Annotated in this window: 14 protein-coding genes; 4 read left to right on the top strand and 10 right to left on the bottom strand. The window is 65.3% G+C overall.

Translation table 11 applies throughout. The annotated features are described in order from the left end of the window. Nucleotides 1-18: 18 nt before the first annotated feature. The 8 genes from ASC93_RS04375 to ASC93_RS04340 all read right to left on the bottom strand — a co-directional run bounded on the left by ASC93_RS04375 (nt 19) and on the right by ASC93_RS04340 (nt 14,786). On the bottom strand, nt 19-921 hold the full coding sequence (locus ASC93_RS04375) for a PA14 domain-containing protein (protein ID WP_162251792.1): 903 nt from the start codon (nt 919-921) through the stop codon (nt 19-21). 159 nt (nt 922-1,080) lie between these two features. Further along, nucleotides 1,081-2,544 carry a glutamate synthase subunit beta gene (locus tag ASC93_RS04370; protein WP_056437659.1) on the bottom strand — a complete coding sequence of 488 codons (1,464 nt, stop codon included), beginning with the start codon at nt 2,542-2,544 and terminating at the stop codon, nt 1,081-1,083. A gap of 188 nt (nt 2,545-2,732) precedes the next feature. Next, nucleotides 2,733-7,448 (bottom strand): glutamate synthase-related protein, encoded by a 4,716-nt coding sequence (locus ASC93_RS04365; protein ID WP_056437656.1) that lies wholly within the window; start codon nt 7,446-7,448, stop codon nt 2,733-2,735. 199 nt (nt 7,449-7,647) lie between these two features. Next, a complete protein-coding gene (locus tag ASC93_RS04360) occupies nt 7,648-8,355 on the bottom strand; it encodes a transposase (protein ID WP_056437652.1) in 708 nt (235 codons plus the stop codon). A gap of 148 nt (nt 8,356-8,503) precedes the next feature. Next, entirely contained in the window at nt 8,504-9,184 is a 681-nt protein-coding gene (locus tag ASC93_RS04355; protein WP_056437648.1) for a response regulator transcription factor, read from the bottom strand. Between the two features lie 72 nt (nt 9,185-9,256). Next, a complete protein-coding gene (locus ASC93_RS04350; RefSeq protein WP_056437645.1) occupies nt 9,257-10,381 on the bottom strand; it encodes a PAS domain-containing protein in 1,125 nt (374 codons plus the stop codon). A 167-nt stretch (nt 10,382-10,548) separates the two neighbouring features. Further along, complete coding sequence (locus ASC93_RS04345) at nt 10,549-13,659, bottom strand: DEAD/DEAH box helicase (RefSeq protein WP_056437643.1); 3,111 nt, start codon at nt 13,657-13,659, stop codon at nt 10,549-10,551. A 209-nt stretch (nt 13,660-13,868) separates the two neighbouring features. Then, the gene (locus tag ASC93_RS04340; RefSeq protein WP_056437640.1) at nt 13,869-14,786 is read right to left on the bottom strand and encodes a LysR family transcriptional regulator; all 918 of its coding nucleotides are present in this window, start codon (nt 14,784-14,786) and stop codon (nt 13,869-13,871) included. Between the two features lie 208 nt (nt 14,787-14,994). On the opposite strand from ASC93_RS04340, the gene ASC93_RS04335 reads away from it, so the two are divergent. The 4 genes from ASC93_RS04335 to ASC93_RS04320 all read left to right on the top strand — a co-directional run bounded on the left by ASC93_RS04335 (nt 14,995) and on the right by ASC93_RS04320 (nt 19,352). Further along, complete coding sequence (locus ASC93_RS04335; RefSeq protein WP_056437636.1) at nt 14,995-15,750, top strand: SDR family oxidoreductase; 756 nt, start codon at nt 14,995-14,997, stop codon at nt 15,748-15,750. 111 nt (nt 15,751-15,861) lie between these two features. After that, on the top strand, nt 15,862-18,213 hold the full coding sequence (locus ASC93_RS04330) for a Tex family protein (RefSeq protein ID WP_056437633.1): 2,352 nt from the start codon (nt 15,862-15,864) through the stop codon (nt 18,211-18,213). A 202-nt stretch (nt 18,214-18,415) separates the two neighbouring features. Next, the gene (grxD, locus tag ASC93_RS04325) at nt 18,416-18,733 is read left to right on the top strand and encodes a Grx4 family monothiol glutaredoxin (RefSeq protein WP_056437630.1); all 318 of its coding nucleotides are present in this window, start codon (nt 18,416-18,418) and stop codon (nt 18,731-18,733) included. Beyond that, entirely contained in the window at nt 18,726-19,352 is a 627-nt protein-coding gene (locus tag ASC93_RS04320; RefSeq protein ID WP_056437627.1) for a UbiX family flavin prenyltransferase, read from the top strand. Before grxD ends, ASC93_RS04320 begins: the two co-directional genes overlap by 8 nt. Nucleotides 19,353-19,360: 8 nt before the next feature. On the opposite strand, the gene ASC93_RS31600 is transcribed toward ASC93_RS04320, so the two are convergent. Both ASC93_RS31600 and ASC93_RS04315 read right to left on the bottom strand, forming a co-directional pair. Next, nucleotides 19,361-19,534 (bottom strand): hypothetical protein, encoded by a 174-nt coding sequence (locus tag ASC93_RS31600; protein WP_200958267.1) that lies wholly within the window; start codon nt 19,532-19,534, stop codon nt 19,361-19,363. A gap of 224 nt (nt 19,535-19,758) precedes the next feature. Further along, on the bottom strand, nt 19,759-20,172 hold the full coding sequence (locus tag ASC93_RS04315; protein ID WP_056437625.1) for a hypothetical protein: 414 nt from the start codon (nt 20,170-20,172) through the stop codon (nt 19,759-19,761). Nucleotides 20,173-20,223: the final 51 nt, after the last annotated feature.

The raw sequence follows: 20,223 nt of genomic DNA, 5'->3' as shown, positions 1-20,223 counted from the left end.
AACCGCATGCTAGCAGTTTCATCGGGCTGGCATGGCGGAACGGCCGAGGAGGCTGCCGGGAATGTAGTCGAAGTCCTTCTCCCCCTGCTTTCTCCATACCAGGACGAGTGCGATCTGCTCGCGCGGCCCCTGGAAGTAGCGCACGCGGAAATGACGGACGCCGCCGGGCAGCCTGACGCGCGCGAGCCGCGCCGTCGGTCCGTGCACGCCGTCGTTGTCGATGACGTCCGCATCGTCGATGCTGAGGATCGCGCCGTCGTCGGACACCAGCGCCAGGTCCCACGTGCCGGCCTGGGCGATATTGACGTTAAAACGGATGTCGAGGCCGAACCATTCGACCAACGTGCCCAGGCCCGGGAAGCCCTCGCGGAACGAGCGCGGCGTGATGTCGAGCTGGGACAGGCACACGCGCTTGACCGGCGTACGCTGGCGCATCGCCGCCACCGAGTCGGTCCGCGACGGCAGGCGATACACGTCGGCCACCATCGGCCGGCCGGGCGCGTCCGCGCATTCCTCGAACAGGTTGCCGGTGCCGCCGCTGCCGCTGCCGGTCGATCCGGCGCCGGCCCCCGCGCTACCGGTGCCGCCGGTGCCGACCGTCGTCGCCGCGACGTCGATCGCCGCCAGGTTCGGAAGCGGGGCAGTCACCGCGATGCGGCTCAACTGGGGCTCGACGTCGAGCTTGGGCGCGGTCGCCAGCTGGCGTTCGATCGTCCTGGCGGTCGGCAACCCGACGCTGGGACGCGCGGCGAGCTTGATGCCGGCAGCGGCGGGTTTGGGGATCTTTTTTACCGGCGGCTTGGGCAGCCTGATCATGACGACCGTGCTGCGCACCGGGGGCACGGATGGTTCGGGCGGCCGGGACCGCCAGCGCAGGAGGGCGAGCAACAACAACAGATGAAGCAGTAGCGCAATCGCCATTGCGCGCCGGTTGGCGGTCCGCTGCATGGGATGCATACGCCTCCATGGTGGCCACTTCGAAAGGAATACGTTCGTTAGTCGAACAATAATATCAAAATAAAAACACCCTGCAAGCCGAAGCGTTGCAGGGTGTCCGGGGTCGAGCGCGCCGGTCGGCGATCAGCGCGGCAGTACCGACGATCCCATCAGGAATTCGTCAACCGAGCGGGCGCACTGGCGGCCTTCGCGGATCGCCCACACGACGAGCGACTGGCCGCGGCGCATGTCGCCGGCCGTGAAGACCTTCGGCACCGACGTCTGGTAGCACACGTCGCCATCCGTCGTGGCGCGGGCGTTGCCGCGCGCATCCTTCTGCACGCCGAACGCGTCCAGCACCTGCTGCACCGGCGAGACGAAGCCCATCGCCAGCAGCACGAGGTCGGCTTTCAGTTCGAATTCCGAACCGGCCACTTCGACCATCTTGCCGTCTTTCCACTCGACGCGGCAGGCGATCACTTTTTCCACTTTGCCGCCCTTGCCTTCGAAGCGCTTGGTGGCGACGGCGAAGTCGCGCTCGCAGCCCTCTTCGTGCGACGACGACGTGCGCAGCTTGGTCGGCCAGTACGGCCACACGAGCGGCTTGTTTTCCTGCTCCGGCGGCATCGGCATCAGTTCGAACTGGGTCACGGATGCGGCGCCGTGGCGGTTCGACGTGCCCACGCAGTCGGAGCCGGTGTCGCCGCCGCCGATCACGATCACGTGCTTGCCGGTGGCCTTGATCTGGTCCTTGACCTTGTCGCCGGCGTTGACGCGGTTCTGCTGCGGCAGGAAGTCCATCGCGAAATGGACGCCCTTCAGGTCGCGGCCCGGGACCGGCAGGTCGCGCGGCTGCTCGGCGCCACCGGCCATGATGACGGCGTCGAAGTCTTTCGCCAGGTCTTCCGGGAAGATGGTGTCGCGCGCCATGTTGCTGACGGCGGCCGGGAAGTCCTTGCCGATCAGGGTCGAGGTGCGGAAGGTCACGCCCTCGGCCTTCATCTGCTCGACGCGGCGGTCGATCAGGTCTTTCTCCATCTTGAAGTCGGGGATGCCGTAGCGCAGCAGGCCGCCGATGCGGTCGCTCTTCTCGAACACCGTCACGTCGTGGCCGGCGCGCGCCAGCTGCTGGGCGGCGGCCAGGCCCGCGGGGCCGGAACCGACGATCGCGACCTTCTTGCCGGTTTTATTGGCAGCCGGTTGCGGGACGATCCAGCCGTGTTCCCAGCCGGCGTCGGCGATCTTGCGCTCGATCGACTTGATGCCGACCGGTTCGTTGTTGATGCCGAGCGTGCAGGCGGATTCGCACGGTGCCGGGCAGATGCGGCCCGTGAATTCCGGGAAGTTGTTCGTCGAGTGCAGGTTGTCGACGGCGTAGCGGTAATTGCCGTGATAAACCAGGTCGTTCCAGTCGGGGATCTGGTTGTTGACGGGGCAGCCGGTGTTGCAGAACGGGATGCCGCAATCCATGCAGCGCGCACCTTGTACCTTCGCTTGCGCGTCGGTCAGGGTGATCGAGAATTCCTTGTAGTTCTTGAGACGGGCAGCGGGTTCCAGGTGGTCTTCTTCCTGGCGCTGAAATTCCATGAAGCCGGTGATCTTACCCATTTGTATTCCTATCGTTTTCGGTTCGGTCTAAAGAGATGCGAAGCGCGTGGCTTCGGTCACTCAACTTGGATTCCCGCCTCCGCGGGAACGACGTTCAAACGCTAACGGTGATAATGAACGCTAAGTTTGTTCCGTCGCCCCCGCGCAGGCGGGGGCCCAAGTTCAGCAGGCACGCAGCCGTTGCGGCATCAGGCAGCCAGTTCGATCTTGTCGTTGGCTTCTTCCATGCTGCTGTTGTGCATCTCTTCCAGCGCGCGCTTGTACTCGGTCGGGAAGACCTTGACGAACTTGCTGCGGCTGTTGGCCCAGTCGTCCAGCAGGTTGCGCGCACGGGTCGATCCGGTGTGCTTGAAGTGACGCTCGATCAGGCGCTTCAGGATCGCTTCGTCCGACTCGCGCTCGCCGTTGCGGGTCTGGCTGTGCCAGCTGGCCTTGTCGCTCTGTTCCTTGGTCGACTGCACGCTCTCCAGTGCCACCATCGCGGTATTGCACTTCTGCTCGAACTCGCCCTTCGGATCGTAGACGTACGCCACGCCGCCCGACATGCCCGCCGCGAAGTTGCGGCCGGTGTCGCCCAGCACGACGACGGTGCCGCCGGTCATGTATTCGCAGCCGTGGTCGCCCACGCCTTCGACGATCGCCGTCGCACCCGAGTTACGCACCGCGAAACGCTCGCCGGCCACGCCGTTCAGGAAGGCTTCGCCGGCGATCGCGCCGTACAGCACCGTGTTGCCGACGATGATGTTGTCGACGGCCCAGCCGCGGAACTCCGTGTTCGGACGCACGATGATGCGGCCGCCCGACAGGCCCTTGCCGACGTAGTCGTTGCCTTCGCCCACCAGGTCCAGCGTGATGCCCGCCGCCAGGAACGCGCCGGCCGACTGGCCCGCGGTGCCCTGCAGCTGGATGTGGATCGTGTCGTCCGGCAGGCCGGCATGGCCGTAGCGCTTGGCGACTTCGCCCGACAGCATCGTGCCGACCGTGCGGTTGACGTTCTTCACCGGCGAGATGAACGAGACGCGCTCGCCCTTCTCCAGCGCGGCCTTGGCCTGCGCGATCAGCTTGTGGTCCAGGGCCTTGTCCAGGCCGTGGTCCTGGACTTCCGTGTGCAGCAGCTGGCGTTTGTCGTCCACCTTCGGCTGATAGAAGATGTTCGAGAAATCCAGGCCTTGCGCTTTCCAGTGGCCGACGGCCTTCGATTTATCCAGCAGGTCGGCGCGGCCGATCAGTTCGTCGAAGGTGCGGATGCCCAGCTGGGCCATGATCTGGCGCGCTTCTTCGGCGACGAAGAAGAAGTAGTTCACGACGTGTTCCGGCTTGCCCGAGAACTTGGCGCGCAGTTCCGGGTCCTGGGTCGCCACGCCCACCGGGCAGGTGTTCAGGTGGCACTTGCGCATCATGATGCAGCCTTCGACGACGAGCGGTGCCGTCGCGAAGCCGATTTCGTCCGCGCCCAGCAGGGCGGCGATGACGACGTCGCGGCCGGTACGCATCTGGCCGTCGGCCTGGACGCGGATGCGGCTGCGCAGGCCGTTCAGCACGAGGGTCTGCTGGGTCTCGGCGAGGCCCAGTTCCCACGGCGTACCGGCGTGCTTCACCGACGACAGCGGCGATGCGCCGGTGCCGCCGTCATGGCCGGCGACGACGACGTGGTCGGCCTTCGCCTTCGAGACGCCGGCGGCGACCGTGCCGATACCCACTTCCGACACCAGCTTCACCGAAATCGATGCGTGCGGGTTCGCGTTCTTGAGGTCGTGGATCAGCTGCGCCAGGTCTTCGATCGAGTAGATGTCGTGGTGCGGCGGCGGCGAGATCAGGCCCACGCCCGGCACCGAGAAGCGCAGCGATGCGATGTACTCGGACACCTTGTGGCCCGGCAGCTGGCCGCCTTCGCCCGGCTTGGCGCCCTGCGCCATCTTGATCTGGATCTGGTCGGCGGACGCCAGGTATTCGGCGGTCACGCCGAAACGGCCCGATGCCACCTGCTTGATCTTCGAACGCAGCGAATCGCCTTCCAGCAGCGGGATGTCGGCGACGACGCGGTCCTTGCCCAGGATCGACGCCAGCGACTCGCCCTTGGCGATCTTGATGCCCTTGAACTCGCCCATGTAGCGCGCCGGGTCCTCGCCGCCTTCGCCGGTGTTGCTCTTGCCGCCGATGCGGTTCATGGCGATGGCCAGCGTGGCGTGCGCTTCGGTCGAGATCGAGCCCAGCGACATCGCGCCGGTGGCGAAACGCTTGACGATGTCCTTGGCCGGCTCGACTTCGTCCAGCGGGATCGCCTTGGCCGGATCGATCTTGAATTCCATCAGGCCGCGCAGCGTCAGGTGACGGCGGCTCTGGTCGTTGATGATCTGCGCGTACTCTTTGTACGTGCTGAAGTTGTTGGCGCGGGTCGAGTGCTGCAGCTTGGCGATGGCGTCCGGGGTCCACAGGTGGTCTTCGCCGCGCACGCGGAAGGCGTATTCGCCGCCGACGTCCAGCGAGTGGGCCAGGACCGGGTCCTTGCCGAAGGCCTGCGCATGCAGGCGCAGCGCTTCCTCGGCCACTTCGAACAGGCCGATGCCTTCCACCGTCGACGACGTGCCGCGGAAGTATTTGTCGACCAGCGACTTGTTCAGGCCGATGGCTTCGAAGATCTGGGCGCCGCAGTACGACATGTAGGTCGAGATGCCCATCTTCGACATCACCTTCATGAGGCCCTTGCCGACCGCCTTCGTGTAGTTGGTGATCGCCTTGTCGGCGGCCATCTCGTGCGGCAGCGTGTGCGCCAGGTCGACCAGCGTTTCCAGCGCCAGGTACGGGTGCACGGCTTCCGCGCCGTAGCCGGCCAGCAGCGCGAAGTGGTGCGTCTCGCGCGCCGAACCGGTTTCCACGACGAGGCCCGTCGATGCGCGCAGGCCGCGCTGCACGAGGTGCTGGTGGATCGCGGACGTCGCCAGCAGCGCGGGGATCGCGACCTGGTCGGCGTTGAGGTTACGGTCCGAGACGATCAGGATGTTGTGGCCCGATTTCACCGCGTCGACGGCTTCCGCGCACAGCGAGGCCAGCGACGCTTCGATGCCTTCCTTGCCCCAGGCGACCGGGTAGCTGATGTTCAGTTCATACGACTTGAACTTGCCGCCGGTGTGCAGGCTGATGTTGCGCAGGCGTGCCATGTCGTCGAAGCCGATGATCGGCTGCGACACTTCGAGGCGCATCGGCGGGTTCACGTTGTTCGTGTCCAGCAGGTTCGGCTTCGGACCGATGAACGACACGAGCGACATCACCATCGCTTCGCGGATCGGGTCGATCGGCGGGTTCGTGACCTGGGCGAACAGCTGCTTGAAGTACGAGTACAGCGGCTTCAGCTTGTTCGACATGACCGCCAGCGGCGAGTCGTTACCCATCGAGCCGGTGGCTTCCTCGCCCAGCACGGCCATCGGGGCCATCAGGAATTTCAGGTCTTCCTGGGTGTAGCCGAACGCCTGCTGGCGGTCCAGCAGGGAAATGGCCGCCTTCTCGCCCTGCGCATCCTTCGCACGGTTCTGCGACAGCTGGCTTTCCGACAGCTTGATTTCGTTGAGCTTGATGCGCACCGACTTGATCCATGCCTTATAGGGCTTGGCGTTCGAGTAGGTGTCCTTCAGTTCCTTGTCGTCGATGATGCGGCCGGCTTCCAGGTCGATGAGGAACATCTTGCCCGGCTGCAGACGCCATTTCTTGACGATGCGCGATTCGGGAATCGGCAGCGTGCCCGATTCCGACGCCATCACGACCAGGTCGTCGTCGGTGACGATGTAACGGGCCGGACGCAGGCCGTTGCGGTCCAGCGTACCGCCGATGTGGCGGCCGTCGGTGAAGGCCATGGCGGCGGGGCCGTCCCACGGTTCCATCATCGCGGCGTGGTATTCGTAGAACGCGCGGCGGTTCTCGTCCATCGTCGCGTGGTTTTCCCAGGCTTCCGGGATCATCATCATCATCGCCTGGGCGATCGGGTAGCCGGCCATGACCAGCAGTTCGAGCGCGTTGTCGAAGCAGGCGGTGTCCGACTGGCCTTCATAGATCAGCGGGAACAGTTTGTTCAGGTCGTCGCCCAGCACGGCCGACTTCATGACGCCTTCGCGCGCGCGGGTCCAGTTGAAGTTGCCCTTGACGGTGTTGATCTCGCCGTTGTGCGCGAGCAGGCGGTACGGGTGGGCCAGCGGCCACTCCGGGAAGGTGTTGGTCGAGAAGCGCTGGTGCACGAGGGCCAGGGCCGACACGCAGCGCGGGTCCTGCAGGTCCTTGTAGTACACGCCGACCTGGTCCGCCAGCAGCAGGCCTTTGTAGACGACGGTGCGCGCCGACATCGACGGCACGAAGAATTCCTTGCCGTGGTTCAGCTTCAGCGCCTGGATCGCGTGGCCCGACGATTTGCGGATCACGTACAGCTTGCGCTCGAGCGCATCGGTGACCATCACGTCCGGGCCGCGGCCGATGAAGATCTGGCGGATGACCGGTTCCTTGGCGCGGACGGTCGGCGACATCGGCATGGCGTCGTCCACCGGCACGTTGCGCCAGCCCAGCACGACCTGGCCTTCGGCGCGCACGGCGCGCTCGATTTCCTGTTCGCAGGCGATGCGCGACGCGTTTTCCTTCGGCAGGAAGACCATGCCCACGCCATATTCGCCCGGCGGCGGCAGTTCGATGCCCTGCTTGGCCATCTCGTCGCGGTAGAACTGGTCGGGGATCTGGATCAGGATGCCCGCGCCGTCGCCCATCAGGGCATCGGCGCCGACGGCGCCCCGGTGGTCCAGGTTCTTCAGGATCAACAGACCCTGTTCAACAATGGAATGGCTCTTGTTGCCCTTGATATGGGCGACGAAACCGACGCCGCAGGCGTCGTGTTCATTGGCGGGATCGTACAAACCTTGGGCAATCATGGGGGCTCCGCTGCATTTTGAAGATATTGAAGGCCGAGAATAAAACAGACTTCAGTAAACATCAATGACAACAATTAGGGTCGGAGTCGAATTAAATCAGCTTTTTTAACGGTTAAAAACAATTGGGGACATAGTGAATGAGGACGATTTCAGGACGTCGCGGACGCGATTGGCCGGCCCGGCGCGACGAACGGTGGATTCAATCGGCCGCGGCGGTGTCCTTGACCTTGAACGGCCGCCCCCGCTTGGCCGGCAGGATCTGGCGTTTCGTCCTGACCTCCAGCTCGGCCTTGAACGCATGCGAGCCGACCGGCCAGCCTTTGCTCAATGCCGTCGCGATCAATCCCCCTTCGTCGCTGCCATAGCCCTGCTGCACGAATTCGATATAGGCCGCTTCGCGCTGGAACGGCGTGTTGCCCAGGCCCCAGTACAGCATGTGTTCGGTGACGAGCGGATCCGGCCGGATGCCCGCATGGTGGGCATAGCTGGACCAGCGGTATTCGTAGGGCGCCGACGCCAGTCCGGCCTGCACCGGTGCGAGTTCGAGGTAGCGGGTGCAGGCCAGCAGGTAGGCGGCGGCATCGACGAGAGACGTGCGAAAACGGCCCTGGAACAGGGTGCCCGTCCGGCCATGCCGGCTGTTGAACCAGGGAACGTAATAGCGGCCGACCTTCTGCATCATGAGGGCCAACCCCGTCTCGTTGGCGGGCGTGGCCAGGATGATGACGTGGTCCGGCATCAGCACGTAAGCGTGCACGGCCACCTTGTAGAAACGGGCGCACTCCTTCAGCCAGCCGAGGAAGCGCTCGTGATCGTCGTCGTCGCGGAAGATCAGCTGGTTGTCGTTGCCGCGCTGGATGATCAGGTGCGGCTGGTTCGGCAGGATCAGGCGGGGTTGGCGGGCCATGGCGTCGTGTAAAGCGTCGAAAACGCGATTCTAGCGCAACCACCCCGCTCTGTCCCCGATTAAATTCGCAGACGTTAAAATGGGGACCTGCATTGTCCCCATTTATTTACAAGCAGCAACCGGTCCCGGACGACCCTGTCCCTGATAATCAGGCCAGCGTGAACCCGGCCGACAGGCTGTAGCCTTCGCCGTATGCGCTGCGCAGCGGCAGGTCCTGGCCGAGGCCCGTCCGCGCCTTCTTGCGCAGGCGGTAGACGAGCATGTCGACGCGGCGGCTGGCGTCCGGGTCGTCGCCGCCCATGCCGGCCACGATCACCTGGCGCGGTACGGGCCGGGTGTTGATGGTCAGCAGGTGCAGGAAATTGCACTCTTTTTCCGTCAGGTCGATCACCTTGCCCATCAGCTCCAGCTGGCGGGCAGAGACGCGCAGGGTCCACTTGCTCGGCGTGGGTGCCGGCTCGGACGGACGCACGCGGCGGTCCAGCGCCTCGATGTGGGCGGCCAGTTCCGGAAACTTGATCGGCTTGGTCAAATAATGGTCGGCGCCGAGGCGCAGGCCGAGGATGCGGTTGTCGAACGCCACCCGGCCCGTCAGCACCAGCAGTCCGATTTCGGGATACAGCTGGCGCATCCGCGGGATCACATTGAATCCATCCTCGTCGGGCAGGCCCAGGTCGAGCACGACCACGGCCGCCGGCGTGCGCGTCAGCGCGGCCCACATGTCGCTGGCGGTGGTCGCGATCGTGACCTCATGGCCGAGTTCCTTGAGGAAATCGGCCATGTCGCCTGCGTATTCGCCATTGTCTTCAACAATCAGTATTTGCGTCATGGGTTTTGCCATGTTTCCTTGTTTCGTATTTCCCGGCCTCGGGCAGGTCTTGTGCCTTCCGTTGTCGGGCGGCTAACCCCGGTCGCCATTCCGATTATCACTGCTGGTCAATCCGGAAGCAAGAGCTTTTGCCCCGCTTTCCTGTACCGGTAGCCATAGCCTGAATTCGGCGCCCCCCTCGGGATGACATGCATATGTCAAGCTGCCGCCATGCACTTCAACGACGGAGCGGGCCATGTACAGCCCGAGACCGCTGCCCGCGATGCCCTCCGCGTTCGCGCCGCGATAGCCTTTGTCGAAGATGCGGCCGACGTCGCCCGGCGGCACGGCGGCGCCCTCGTCACGCAACGCCAGTTCGATGCCGCCGTCGACCCGCCGTCCCGTCGCGTGCAGCGTCGTGCCGGCCGGCGTGTAGCGCAAGGCATTGTCCAATAAAACCTTGAGCGCCAGCCGCAGGCCGGACGGTTCGCCGCGCAGCGTTGCCGGCAACTCGCCCGCCGCCAGCGTCACGGGACGCCCGGCCACGCGCGCCTGCGCCACCAGTTCTTCCAGCAACAGGCGCGGCCCCACCGTATTCTCGCGCCGCTGGCTGCCGAGCGCGGCCATGCGCTCCGGCGACAGATAATCGTCCAGCATCGCGATCAGGCGGTCCGTTGCCGTGGCGATCTTGCGGTAGCGCTGACGCGTCGCCTCGTCGGCCTTCGTGCACAAGGCTTCCAACCGCTGGATGGCGCCGTCGATGGTCGACAGCGGCGTGCGGAATTCGTGGTTCAGCATGCTGGCGAAACGCTTGCGCTCGCGCTCCCGCTCGCGCCGCGCGGACACGTCGCGCACGAGGCCCAGCAGCGCCTGCGGCTGACCGCCGTCGTCCAGCGCCAGGGTCGAGATCACCTCGACGGCCACCTCGCTCCCGTCCGGCCGGCGCAGGTCGAACTCGCGCATCACGCGCAGGCGCGAACCGTCGCCGGCGGCAAACCGGGCCAGGCGCTCGGGCAAGCCGGCGCACAGGACCGCCAGCGGACCGTCGCCGCCATTCTCCAGCTGCGCGCGGATGTCGGCGATGGAATAGCCGAGCATCTCGTCGACACCGGGGCTGACGTATGCGGGCCGCCGGGTGGCGCAATCGAGAATGAAGGCCAGGTCGCCGCCCAGTTCGGCAATCGTGCGAAAGGCGTCTGCCGTGGCGATGTCCGTCATAAAACTTTCCAGAGGTTATGCAGCAGATAAGTATAGTGTCCGAAGCAATACTTTGCATAGACAACCAGGGGCTGGCCGTTGCACGAATCACGCATATTCGATATATGCATGTGCAAATAAAAAGGGCAAGCCGGCCGGCTTGCCCTCATGTGGTGCACGATGGCCGCTTATTCGTCCAGCGGCGCGAAGATCGCCTGCAGGTCTTCCTGCGTGAGCGCCATCTTCTGCGACTCGCCTTCGGCCAGGATCGATGCCGCCAGCTCCGATTTCTTTTGCTGCAGCAGCTGGATTTTTTCTTCCAGCGTGCCCTTCGCGATGAGTTTATAGACGAACACGGGTTTGTCCTGCCCGATGCGCCAAGCGCGGTCGGTCGCCTGGTTCTCGGCCGCCGGGTTCCACCACGGGTCGTAGTGGATCACGGTGTCGGCCGCCGTCAGGTTCAGGCCCACGCCGCCGGCCTTGAGGCTGATCAGGAAGATCGGCACGGCGCCCTGCTGGAATGCCGCCACCTGTGCGGAACGGTCGCGCGTTTCGCCCGTCAGGATGGCGTACGGGATCTTGCGCGCATCCAGTTCTTCCTCGATGAGGCCGAGCATGCTGGTGAATTGCGAAAACACGAGGATCTTGCGGCCTTCGCCCAGCAGGTCGTCGACCATCTGCATCAGGTCGATCAGCTTGGCCGACACGGCCGCCGTGTTCTTCTTGCCCGGCATGGCTTTCACCAGGCGCGGGTCGCAGCAGACCTGGCGCAGCTTCAGCAGCGCTTCCAGGATGACGATCTGGCTGCGCGCCACGCCCTTGCGGTCGATTTCCTCGCGCACCTTCTTGTCCATCGCCAGGCGCACGGTCTCGTACAGGTCGCGCTGCGGACCGCTGATCTCGATGCGGCGGATCATCTCCGTTTTTTCAGGCAATTCCTTCGCCACATTGTCCTTCGTGCGGCGCAGCAGGAACGGCTTGATGCGGCGGTTCAGCAGCATGCGGCGCACCGGGTCGTCCTGGCGCTCGATCGGGTGGCGGAACTGCGTATTGAAGGTCTTTTCGTCGCCCAGCAGGCCCGGCAGCAGGAAGTGGAATTGCGACCACAGCTCGCCCAGGTGGTTTTCCAGCGGCGTGCCGGACAGGCACAGGCGGTGGCGCGCGTTCAGCGAACCGGCCGTCTGCGCCGCCTTCGAGCGCGTGTTCTTGATGTAGTGCGACTCGTCCAGGATCACGAGGTGGTACTGGTGCTCGCGCAGCTTTTCCTCGTCGCGCGGCAGCAGCGCGTACGTCGTCAGCACGATGTCGGCGCCGTCGATCCGGTCGAACAGCTCCATGCGCTCCTTGCCCTGCAGCAGGAGCACCTTCAGGTCCGGGGCGAAGCGCGCGGCTTCTTCCATCCAGTTCGTCATGAGGCTCGTCGGCGCGATCACGAGCGCCGGATTCGTCAGGCGGCCCGCTTCCTTTTCCGTCAGGATGTGGGCGATCGTCTGCACGGTCTTGCCGAGACCCATGTCGTCGGCGAGGATGCCGCCGAAGTCGTATTCGCGCAGGAATTGCATCCAGGCGAGGCCGTCGAGCTGGTAGTCGCGCAAGGTGGCTTGCAGGCCTTTCGGCGCGTCGACCTTTTTCACCTTGCCGAACTGGCTCAGCTTGCGGCCCGTTTCGCGCAGGCGCTCGCCGCCCGACCAGTTCAGCTCGGTGCCTTTCGCGAGTTCTTCCAGGCGCGCCGCGTCCAGGGTCGACAGGCGGACCTTGTTCTTGATCTTGTCGTTGAAATACAGCTCGCCCAGGGTCGACAGGATCGGTTTTACACGGCCCCACGGCAGCGCCACGCGCAGGCCGTCGGGCAAGGTCGCCAGCATCTGGTCGGCCTCGGCATGCGCGGCCAGCACGTCCGGATTGAAGTCGAGCGGCGCCGTGCGGATGAGTTGCACCAGCACGGGCAGCAGCGGCACGCGCTTGCGGTTGACGACGATGCCCAGCTCCAGCTCGAACCAGGCATTGCCGGCCTCGGGCGGCTCGTCGATCTCGGCATACCAGTCCTCGACCGGCACCACGTCGTAGCGGTATTTCGGCGACTTCTGGACGTGCCAGCCGAGGTCGGACAGCGCGTCGAGATCGTTCTCGGCAAAGCGCAGCCAGTGCGCCTGGCTGTCGAGCACCTGCGCGCCGGACAACGCCGACAACGGCGCCGTGGCCGGCTTGCGGAAGCCCAGCTTGTGCAGCGCGTCCAGCGCGGCGGCCTCCAGCGCGTCGTCGCGCTGGATGATCTCGGTGACGTCGCCGATCTGGCGCACGACGCGCTGGGCCGGGTCGAACGAGATGCGCTGGCCGTCGTAGTCGAACGACAGCACGGCGAAGTCCTGCCAGCGCTGGCCATTGCCTTCGGCTTGCGGGATGGCGTCGAGCAGCAGGTGCGGCTGCGGCTCGACATCCGTGCGGATGCGCTGCGTGAGCGGCTGCGGCAGCGGCATCAGCTGCTGCAGGCCATGCGCCAGCAACAGTTGCGACACGCGCTTCTTATCGTTGCCGGCCAGCGGCGGCGCCTGCGACACGAGGGCCTGCAACTCGGCCAGCGAGATGTCGATGCCGCCGCGGTTCAGGTCCAGCGGCCCGCACGACAGGTTGTCGATGTACCACGGCGGGTCGGTCGGCAGCATGTAGTCGACGAGGTCGGCGCCGGCATGCGTCGCGCCCTTGGACGGTTCCACCGACCACCCCAGCTTGGCCGCGCGGCCTTCGTCGCGCCACGTGAGATCGGCCTTGCGCACGGGACCGGCCTGCAGCGGATACAGCAGGCCGTTGGTCATGTCGGACCACGAGTTCGCCCACAGCAGTTTTCCCTGGTCGAGCAATTGCTGCAGCAGGATGGCGCCGACCTTGCCCTTGGGCTCGGTCGCGCTCGTGCTCTGGTTGGAGCCGCTGCGCATGGCGATGAAGAACCGGACCAGGTCCTCGTCGTCGCCTTCGAGGTAGGCCGGCGGCGCCGACAGCAGCGAGAACACCTCGCTCACCGGGCTGGCCGCGGCCACGTCCCCGTTCGGGCGCAGGCGCGCCTTGCACAGGCAGATCGCGACGTGGCGGCCGCCGCTGGTCGGGGCCATGACATAAACGAATTTGTACTGGACGGCCTTGGGGTCAGTGACTTCCGCGGTCAGCTTCGGCTGGGGATGTGCTGCCGCCTCGACCCTTTGCAGCCAGCTCAACACCGGTGCGGGCAGGGCGGGAGCGCGTGCGGGTGCTCGGGCCGGAGGTGCGTCGCTGGTGTCGTCGCGATGAAAATCAACTGTGTGCATGGGTCTCACGAGTCTATATTTGAAAAAACAACAATTCCTATTATCCCTCATGCGATCCGTACAGTTTTGTTCGGAATCGCACGTAGTGGGCAAAACTTTACGAGCCGAAAGGAGTAGAAGTTACACTCTGCCGCCCTGCTTTGCCAGCCCCCACCAAGCATTTTTTTGCTTGTATTCTTCCGAGAAATTGAGCTTATCTGGCATCGGCGTCATGACATCAGGCGCCAGCTCGGCGAACTCAGGTGCCGTACGAAGAACTCGGCCAGGGCTTCGACCTTGGCGGGCCGCGTGCGCGCCGATGGCGTGACGAAGTACAAGCCGCCCCGCGCCAGGCTCCAGTCTTCCAGTATGGGGACAAGCTGCCCGGCGCGCACATGATCTGCCGCAATGAATTCCGGGAACTCGGCAATCGCCAGTCCGGCCAGCACGGTGGGCAGCAATGCGTCGGAATTCGTCACCCGCAGCGGACCTTCCGGTTTGACGACGACTTCTTCGCCCTCCGCGTTGGTGAAGCGCCACACATCGCTGCGCGCGCGGTAGGCATAGCCCAGGCAGGGGTGATCGGCAAGGTCGGACGGATGGCGCGGCGTGCCCCGCGTTTGCAGATAGCCGGGCGCTGCCACGACCAACTGCGCCACCGGACACAGCTTGCGCGCGACGAGCGACGAATCGGGCAGCACGGCGATGCGCAGCGCGGCGTCGAAGCCCTGCCCGACGAGGTCGACGGTGGCATCGGACAGGTGCAGGTCGACTTTGACGTCGGGATAGTCGCGGAAGAACGCGGGCATCAGCGGCGCCACCCAGCGCAGGCCGAACGACATCGGCACGGCCAGCCGCACGAGCCCGCGCGGCCGCGCGGACATCTCGCGCGCGGCGCCCTCGGCCTCTTCCGCTTCGCGATAGATCTTCAGCGCGCTGTCCGCGATCGTGCGGCCGAATTCCGTCAGCGCCAGCTGGCGCGACGTGCGGTTCAGCAGGCGCGCGCCGAGCCGCTCCTCGAGCCGCGCGACGCCCCGCGACACGGTCGCCACCGACACCCCGAGCGCACGCGCGGCGCCGGCGAACGAGCGTTCCTCGGCCACCTTGGCGAACATCGCGAGACCTTCGAAATCGGGAAGCAGGGACATCGTTCATCGTCGGCGTGAGAGCCGATGAGTTATCGAACCCGACATGTTACGGCATCCGGGCGCGGGTGCCTACCGATTGTCGGTCGCAACAACGCCAAATCTGCAACGATAGTTTGCGATCAGTGCCATTTTAATCGACCGACACACCCGGTACGATGCTTCACATCGGGACAACGAACAGTCCCGGCCTCAACCAAAGGAGAAGATCGTGACCGCCAGACTCGCCAACAAAATCGCCCTCGTCACCGGTGCCACCAGCGGCATCGGCCTGGCCACCGCCAAACGCTTCGCCCTCGAGGGCGCACAAGTGATCATCACCGGCCGCCGCCAGGCCGAACTGGATGCCGCCGTCAAGGCCATCGGCCACGACACGGTCGGCCTGCGTGTGGACTCCAGCGACCTCGCGGCCCTGGACGGCCTGTACGACGAGATCCGCGCCCGCTTCGGCGGCCTCGACGTCCTGTATGCCAACGCCGGCGGCGGCTCGATGCTGCCCCTGGGCGAGATCACGGAAGAACAATTCGACGACACCTTCGGCCGCAACGTGAAAGGCACGCTGTTCACCGTGCAGAAGGCGCTGCCGCTGCTGTCGCAGGGCGCCTCGGTGATCCTGACCGGCTCGACGGCCGGCAGCAGCGGCACCCCGGCGTTCAGCGTCTATGCCGCCAGCAAGGCCGCCGTGCGCGCCTTCGCCCGCAACTGGATCCTGGACCTGAAGGACCGCGGCATCCGCGTCAACACGATCAGCCCGGGCGCGACCCGCACGCCGGGCCTCGTCGAACTGGCCGGCACCGACGCCGCCGCGCAGCAGGGCCTCGTCGACTACCTGGCCGCGCAGATCCCGCTGGGCCGCGTGGGCGAGCCGGACGAGATCGCGAAAGTCGCCGTGTTCCTCGCGTCCGACGACGCCAGCTTCGTCAACGGCACCGAACTGTTCGTGGACGGCGGGCAGGCCCAGATCTGAGCGGTACGCCGGTGAGTCCGAGGCGGGCATGAGAATGCCGCACTGTCAAGACTGGCACATCGCCCGCGATTGCGTATCATTGCCCGCTCGACTCACCGAACCTTTCGTACCATGCTGCCTTCGATCGAACAACGCCTCGCTCAAGAACTGTCCGCCAAACCGGCACAGGTGGCCGCCGCCATCGCCCTGCTCGACGAAGGCGCGACCGTGCCCTTCATCGCCCGCTACCGCAAGGAAGCCACGGGCGGCCTCGACGACATCCAGCTGCGCCTGCTGGAAGAACGCCTGCGCTACCTGCGCGAGCTGGAAGACCGCCGCGCCGCCGTCATCGCGTCCATCACGGAGCAGAACAAGATGACGCCGGAACTGCTGCAGGCGATCTCGCTTGCGGAAGACAAGACCCGCCTGGAAGATTTATATCTGCCGTACAAGCAGAAGCGCCGCACCAAGGCGCAGATCGCGATCGAGGCCGGCCTGACACCGCTGGCGGAAAGCCTGCTCGACGATCCGGCGCGCGATCCGGAAAGCGAGGCGGCGAAATACCTGCGCGAAGCGTTCACGAACGCGGACGGCGTCGCGAACCCCGGCGTGGCGGACACGAAGGCCGCGCTGGACGGCGCGCGCCAGATCCTGATGGAGCGCTTCGCGGAAGACGCGCAATTGCTGCAATCGCTGCGCGAATACGTGCAGGAGCACGGCGTCGTCGAGTCGAAGGTCGTCGACGGCAAGCAGGAAGAAGGCGAAAAATTCGCCGACTACTTCGATTATTCGGAGACGCTCGCCACCGTCCCGTCGCACCGCGCGCTGGCATTGATGCGCGGCCGCCGCGAGGGCGTGCTGGACGTGACCCTGCGCCTCGATTCCGAGCCGGAAAAGCCGAAGTGGGACGCGCCGCACAACCCGTGCGAAAACCGCATCGCGGCGCGCTTCGGCATCAAGGGCGCGGGCCGCCCGGCCGACAAATGGCTGCTCGACACGGCACGCTGGACGTGGCGCGTAAAAAGCTTCATGTACATCGAGACGGAGCTGATGGGCGCCTTGCGCGAGAAGGCCGAGGGCGATGCGATCCACGTGTTCGCGCGTAACCTGAAAGACCTGCTGCTCGCCGCGCCCGCGGGCCCGCGCGCGACGATGGGCCTCGACCCGGGCCTGCGCACGGGCGTGAAGGTGGCCGTCGTCGACGCGACCGGCAAGGTGGTCGACACGTCGACGATCTACCCGCACGCGCCGCGCAACGACTGGGACGGTTCGCTGCACACGCTGGCCAAACTCGCCGCGAAGCACAACGTGTCGCTGATCTCGATCGGCAACGGGACCGCGTCGCGCGAGACCGATAAACTCGCGCAGGACCTCATCAAGCAGCAGCCGGAGCTCAAGCTCACGAAGATCGTCGTGTCGGAAGCCGGCGCGTCGGTGTACTCGGCGTCGGAATTCGCGTCGCGCGAACTGCCGGAGCTGGACGTGTCGCTGCGCGGCGCCGTCTCCATCGCGCGCCGCCTGCAGGACCCGCTGGCGGAGCTGGTGAAAATCGATCCGAAATCGATCGGCGTGGGCCAGTACCAGCACGACGTGTCGCAGACGCAGCTCGCGCGCCAGCTCGACGCCGTCGTCGAGGATTGCGTGAACGCGGTCGGCGTGGACGTCAACACGGCATCGGCGCCGCTGCTGGCGCGCGTGTCGGGCCTGTCGTCCAGCGTCGCGCAAAGCATCGTCAACTACCGCGACCAGCAAGGCGCTTTCGCGTCGCGCGCGGCGCTGAAGAAGGTGCCGCGCCTGGGCGACAAAACCTTTGAACTGGCGGCGGGTTTTCTCCGCATCGTGAACGGCGACAATCCGCTCGACGCATCGGCCGTGCACCCGGAGTCGTATCCCGTCGTCGAAAAAATCCTGGCCGATATCCAGAAGGACATCAAGTCGGTGCTCGGCGACAGCACCCTCGTCAAACGCCTGAATCCGGCAAAATATGCGGACGACAAATTCGGCGTGCCGACCGTGACCGACATTTTGAAGGAGCTGGAAAAGCCGGGCCGCGACCCGCGTCCGGAGTTCACGACCGCGACGTTCAAGGAAGGCGTCGAAGCCATTGCGGACCTGCGTCCGGACATGATCCTGGAAGGCGTCGTGACCAACGTGGCGGCGTTCGGCGCGTTCGTCGACGTCGGCGTGCACCAGGATGGCCTCGTGCACATCTCGGCGCTGTCGAACACGTTCGTGAAGGACCCGCACACGGTCGTGAAAGCGGGCCAGGTCGTCAAAGTGAAAGTGCTGGAAGTGGACGTCAAGCGCAAGCGCATCGCGCTCACGATGCGCTTGTCGGACAGCGCGCCGCAGGCGGGGGCGCAACCGCAGCAGCGCGGGGACCGCGAGGATCGCAAGCGCATGGGCCAGCATCAGAAGCAGGAGCGCCCAGCACCACAGGCGGGCGGCGCGATGGCGGCCGCATTCGCCAAACTCAAGCGGTAATCGTAGGGTGGGCGGCCTCCGCCCACGCGGACGTTTGCACGGCGTGCGCGCTCCGCCCACGCAAACGCCGGCGAACCGCAAACGTCACGCGTGGGCACGGCGTGCCCACCCTACGTGGACAGGCGGCGCGCCTTATGCCGGCGTTCCCGTTTTCTTATAAAATGCCGTCATCCACTCCAATTCTCACCAAAGGCAGAACCAAATGAGCGACGTACAATCCTGGATCAAAGAGACCGTGACCAACACGCCCGTCGTGCTGTTCATGAAGGGCACGGCCCAGTTCCCGCAATGCGGTTTTTCCGGCCGCGCGATCCAAATCCTGAAGGCCTGCGGCGTCGACAACATCGCCACCGTGAACGTCCTGGAAGACGCGGAAGTCCGCCAGGGCATCAAGGAATACTCGAACTGGCCGACCATCCCGCAGCTGTACGTGAACGGCGAATTCGTCGGCGGTTCCGACATCATGACGGAAATGTACGAGTCCGGCGAACTGCAAACGCTGATCAACAAGAATGGCTGATCCCGGCCCGTGCCCGGATGGCGAACCCGGCGGCCCGCGCCGCCGGATCATCGTCGCCATCACGGGCGCGACCGGCGCAATCTATGGCGTGCGGCTGTTGCAACGGCTGTCCGCCGCACCCGGCGTCGAGACGCACCTCGTCATTTCCGACGCCGCCTCCCTCACCCTGCACCAGGAAGTCGGCCTGCAACGGCGCGACGTGGAAGCGCTCGCCCACGTGGTGCACCGTAACCGCGAGATCGGGGCATCGATCGCGAGCGGCTCGTTCCAGACGGACGGCATGGTGATCGCACCCTGTTCGATGAAGACCCTGGCCGCGGTCGCACATGGTTTGTCGGACAACCTGATCGCGCGTGCCGCCGATGTTGTGCTGAAAGAACGCCGCCGCCTGATCCTGATGGTGCGCGAGACGCCGTTCAACCTGGCGCACCTGCGCAACATGACGGCGGTCACGGAAATGGGCGGGATCGTCTTCCCGCCGCTGCCAAGCTTTTATCACCGTCCCGCCACGATAGACGAGATGGTCGACCACACGGCCGCACGCGTCATGGACCTGCTGGGCGTGACGAATGCGCTCGCCCCGCGCTGGGGCGGCATGAAAGACGACGGCGCCGCCTGAAGCGGCGTTCAGGCGCCTTCGCCGTACAGATCCTTCTCGGCCTGTCTCTGTTCCTTTGCGTCTTCGATTTTTCTGCGCTGCTCGTTACGTTTGCGCATGATTTCTGCGTGCTGGGCCGCCGTCATCGGCGGTGCGGTCATGAGGTCCTTCAACTGCGCGGTGTTGCTGTAGTTATTAATCATGAGGCGACTGCATCCTTATTGACCGATAACACTGGCGGAGCGCCAGGCAGGAACGCGAACTCGACCGTTCTCGACGTTCCGTTAGCGTTATCGATTATGCGCGAGACTCGGCCATTTGTGCGGACTGTCGCAGAAAAAAATTGCAGTATGGAAGGCGCAGGCGCGCCGTGAGACACGGCCGCCCCGAAGGCGGCCGTCGCGAGACTCGATGACGAGCGGCAGGATTATTTCTGCTGCTGGTGATTCATGCGCACCAGCATGCGGATGAATTCGCGTGCCAGCTGCTTGTGATGCTCGTCCAGGCGCTGCAGGTCGGCGATCAGCTTGACGTCCGCTGATTCGAAGCGCGCGCTGCCGTCGGCACTGTCGCCGCTGGCGGCGGCGTTTTCCGAACCGCCAAAGCGCAGCCAGTCGGCCGGTACGCCCAGCCATTGCGCGATCATGCGCAATTTTTCCTGGGTCGGGATCGCCTCGCCGACCAGCCATTTACGCGCCGCGTGGACCGTAATCGGACGGCCCTCGAAGCGAATGTTAAATTCCCGCGCCAGCCGGGTCGGGCTGTCCGGAGAATAATGCGCATTTTTCAGGGCTTGCTGCAGGCGCTCGCTGAAGCTCTCCCGCTCGTTAGTCGAATTCATGGGTGGCACTAAGGGTTCATGCAAAGCCGTCATAGGTCGCTCCGTTGACCA

The organism is Massilia sp. Root335 (assembly GCF_001425685.1).
GTDB lineage: Bacteria > Pseudomonadota > Gammaproteobacteria > Burkholderiales > Burkholderiaceae_D > Telluria > Telluria luteola.
This window is presented reverse-complemented; position numbering and strand designations above follow the sequence as displayed.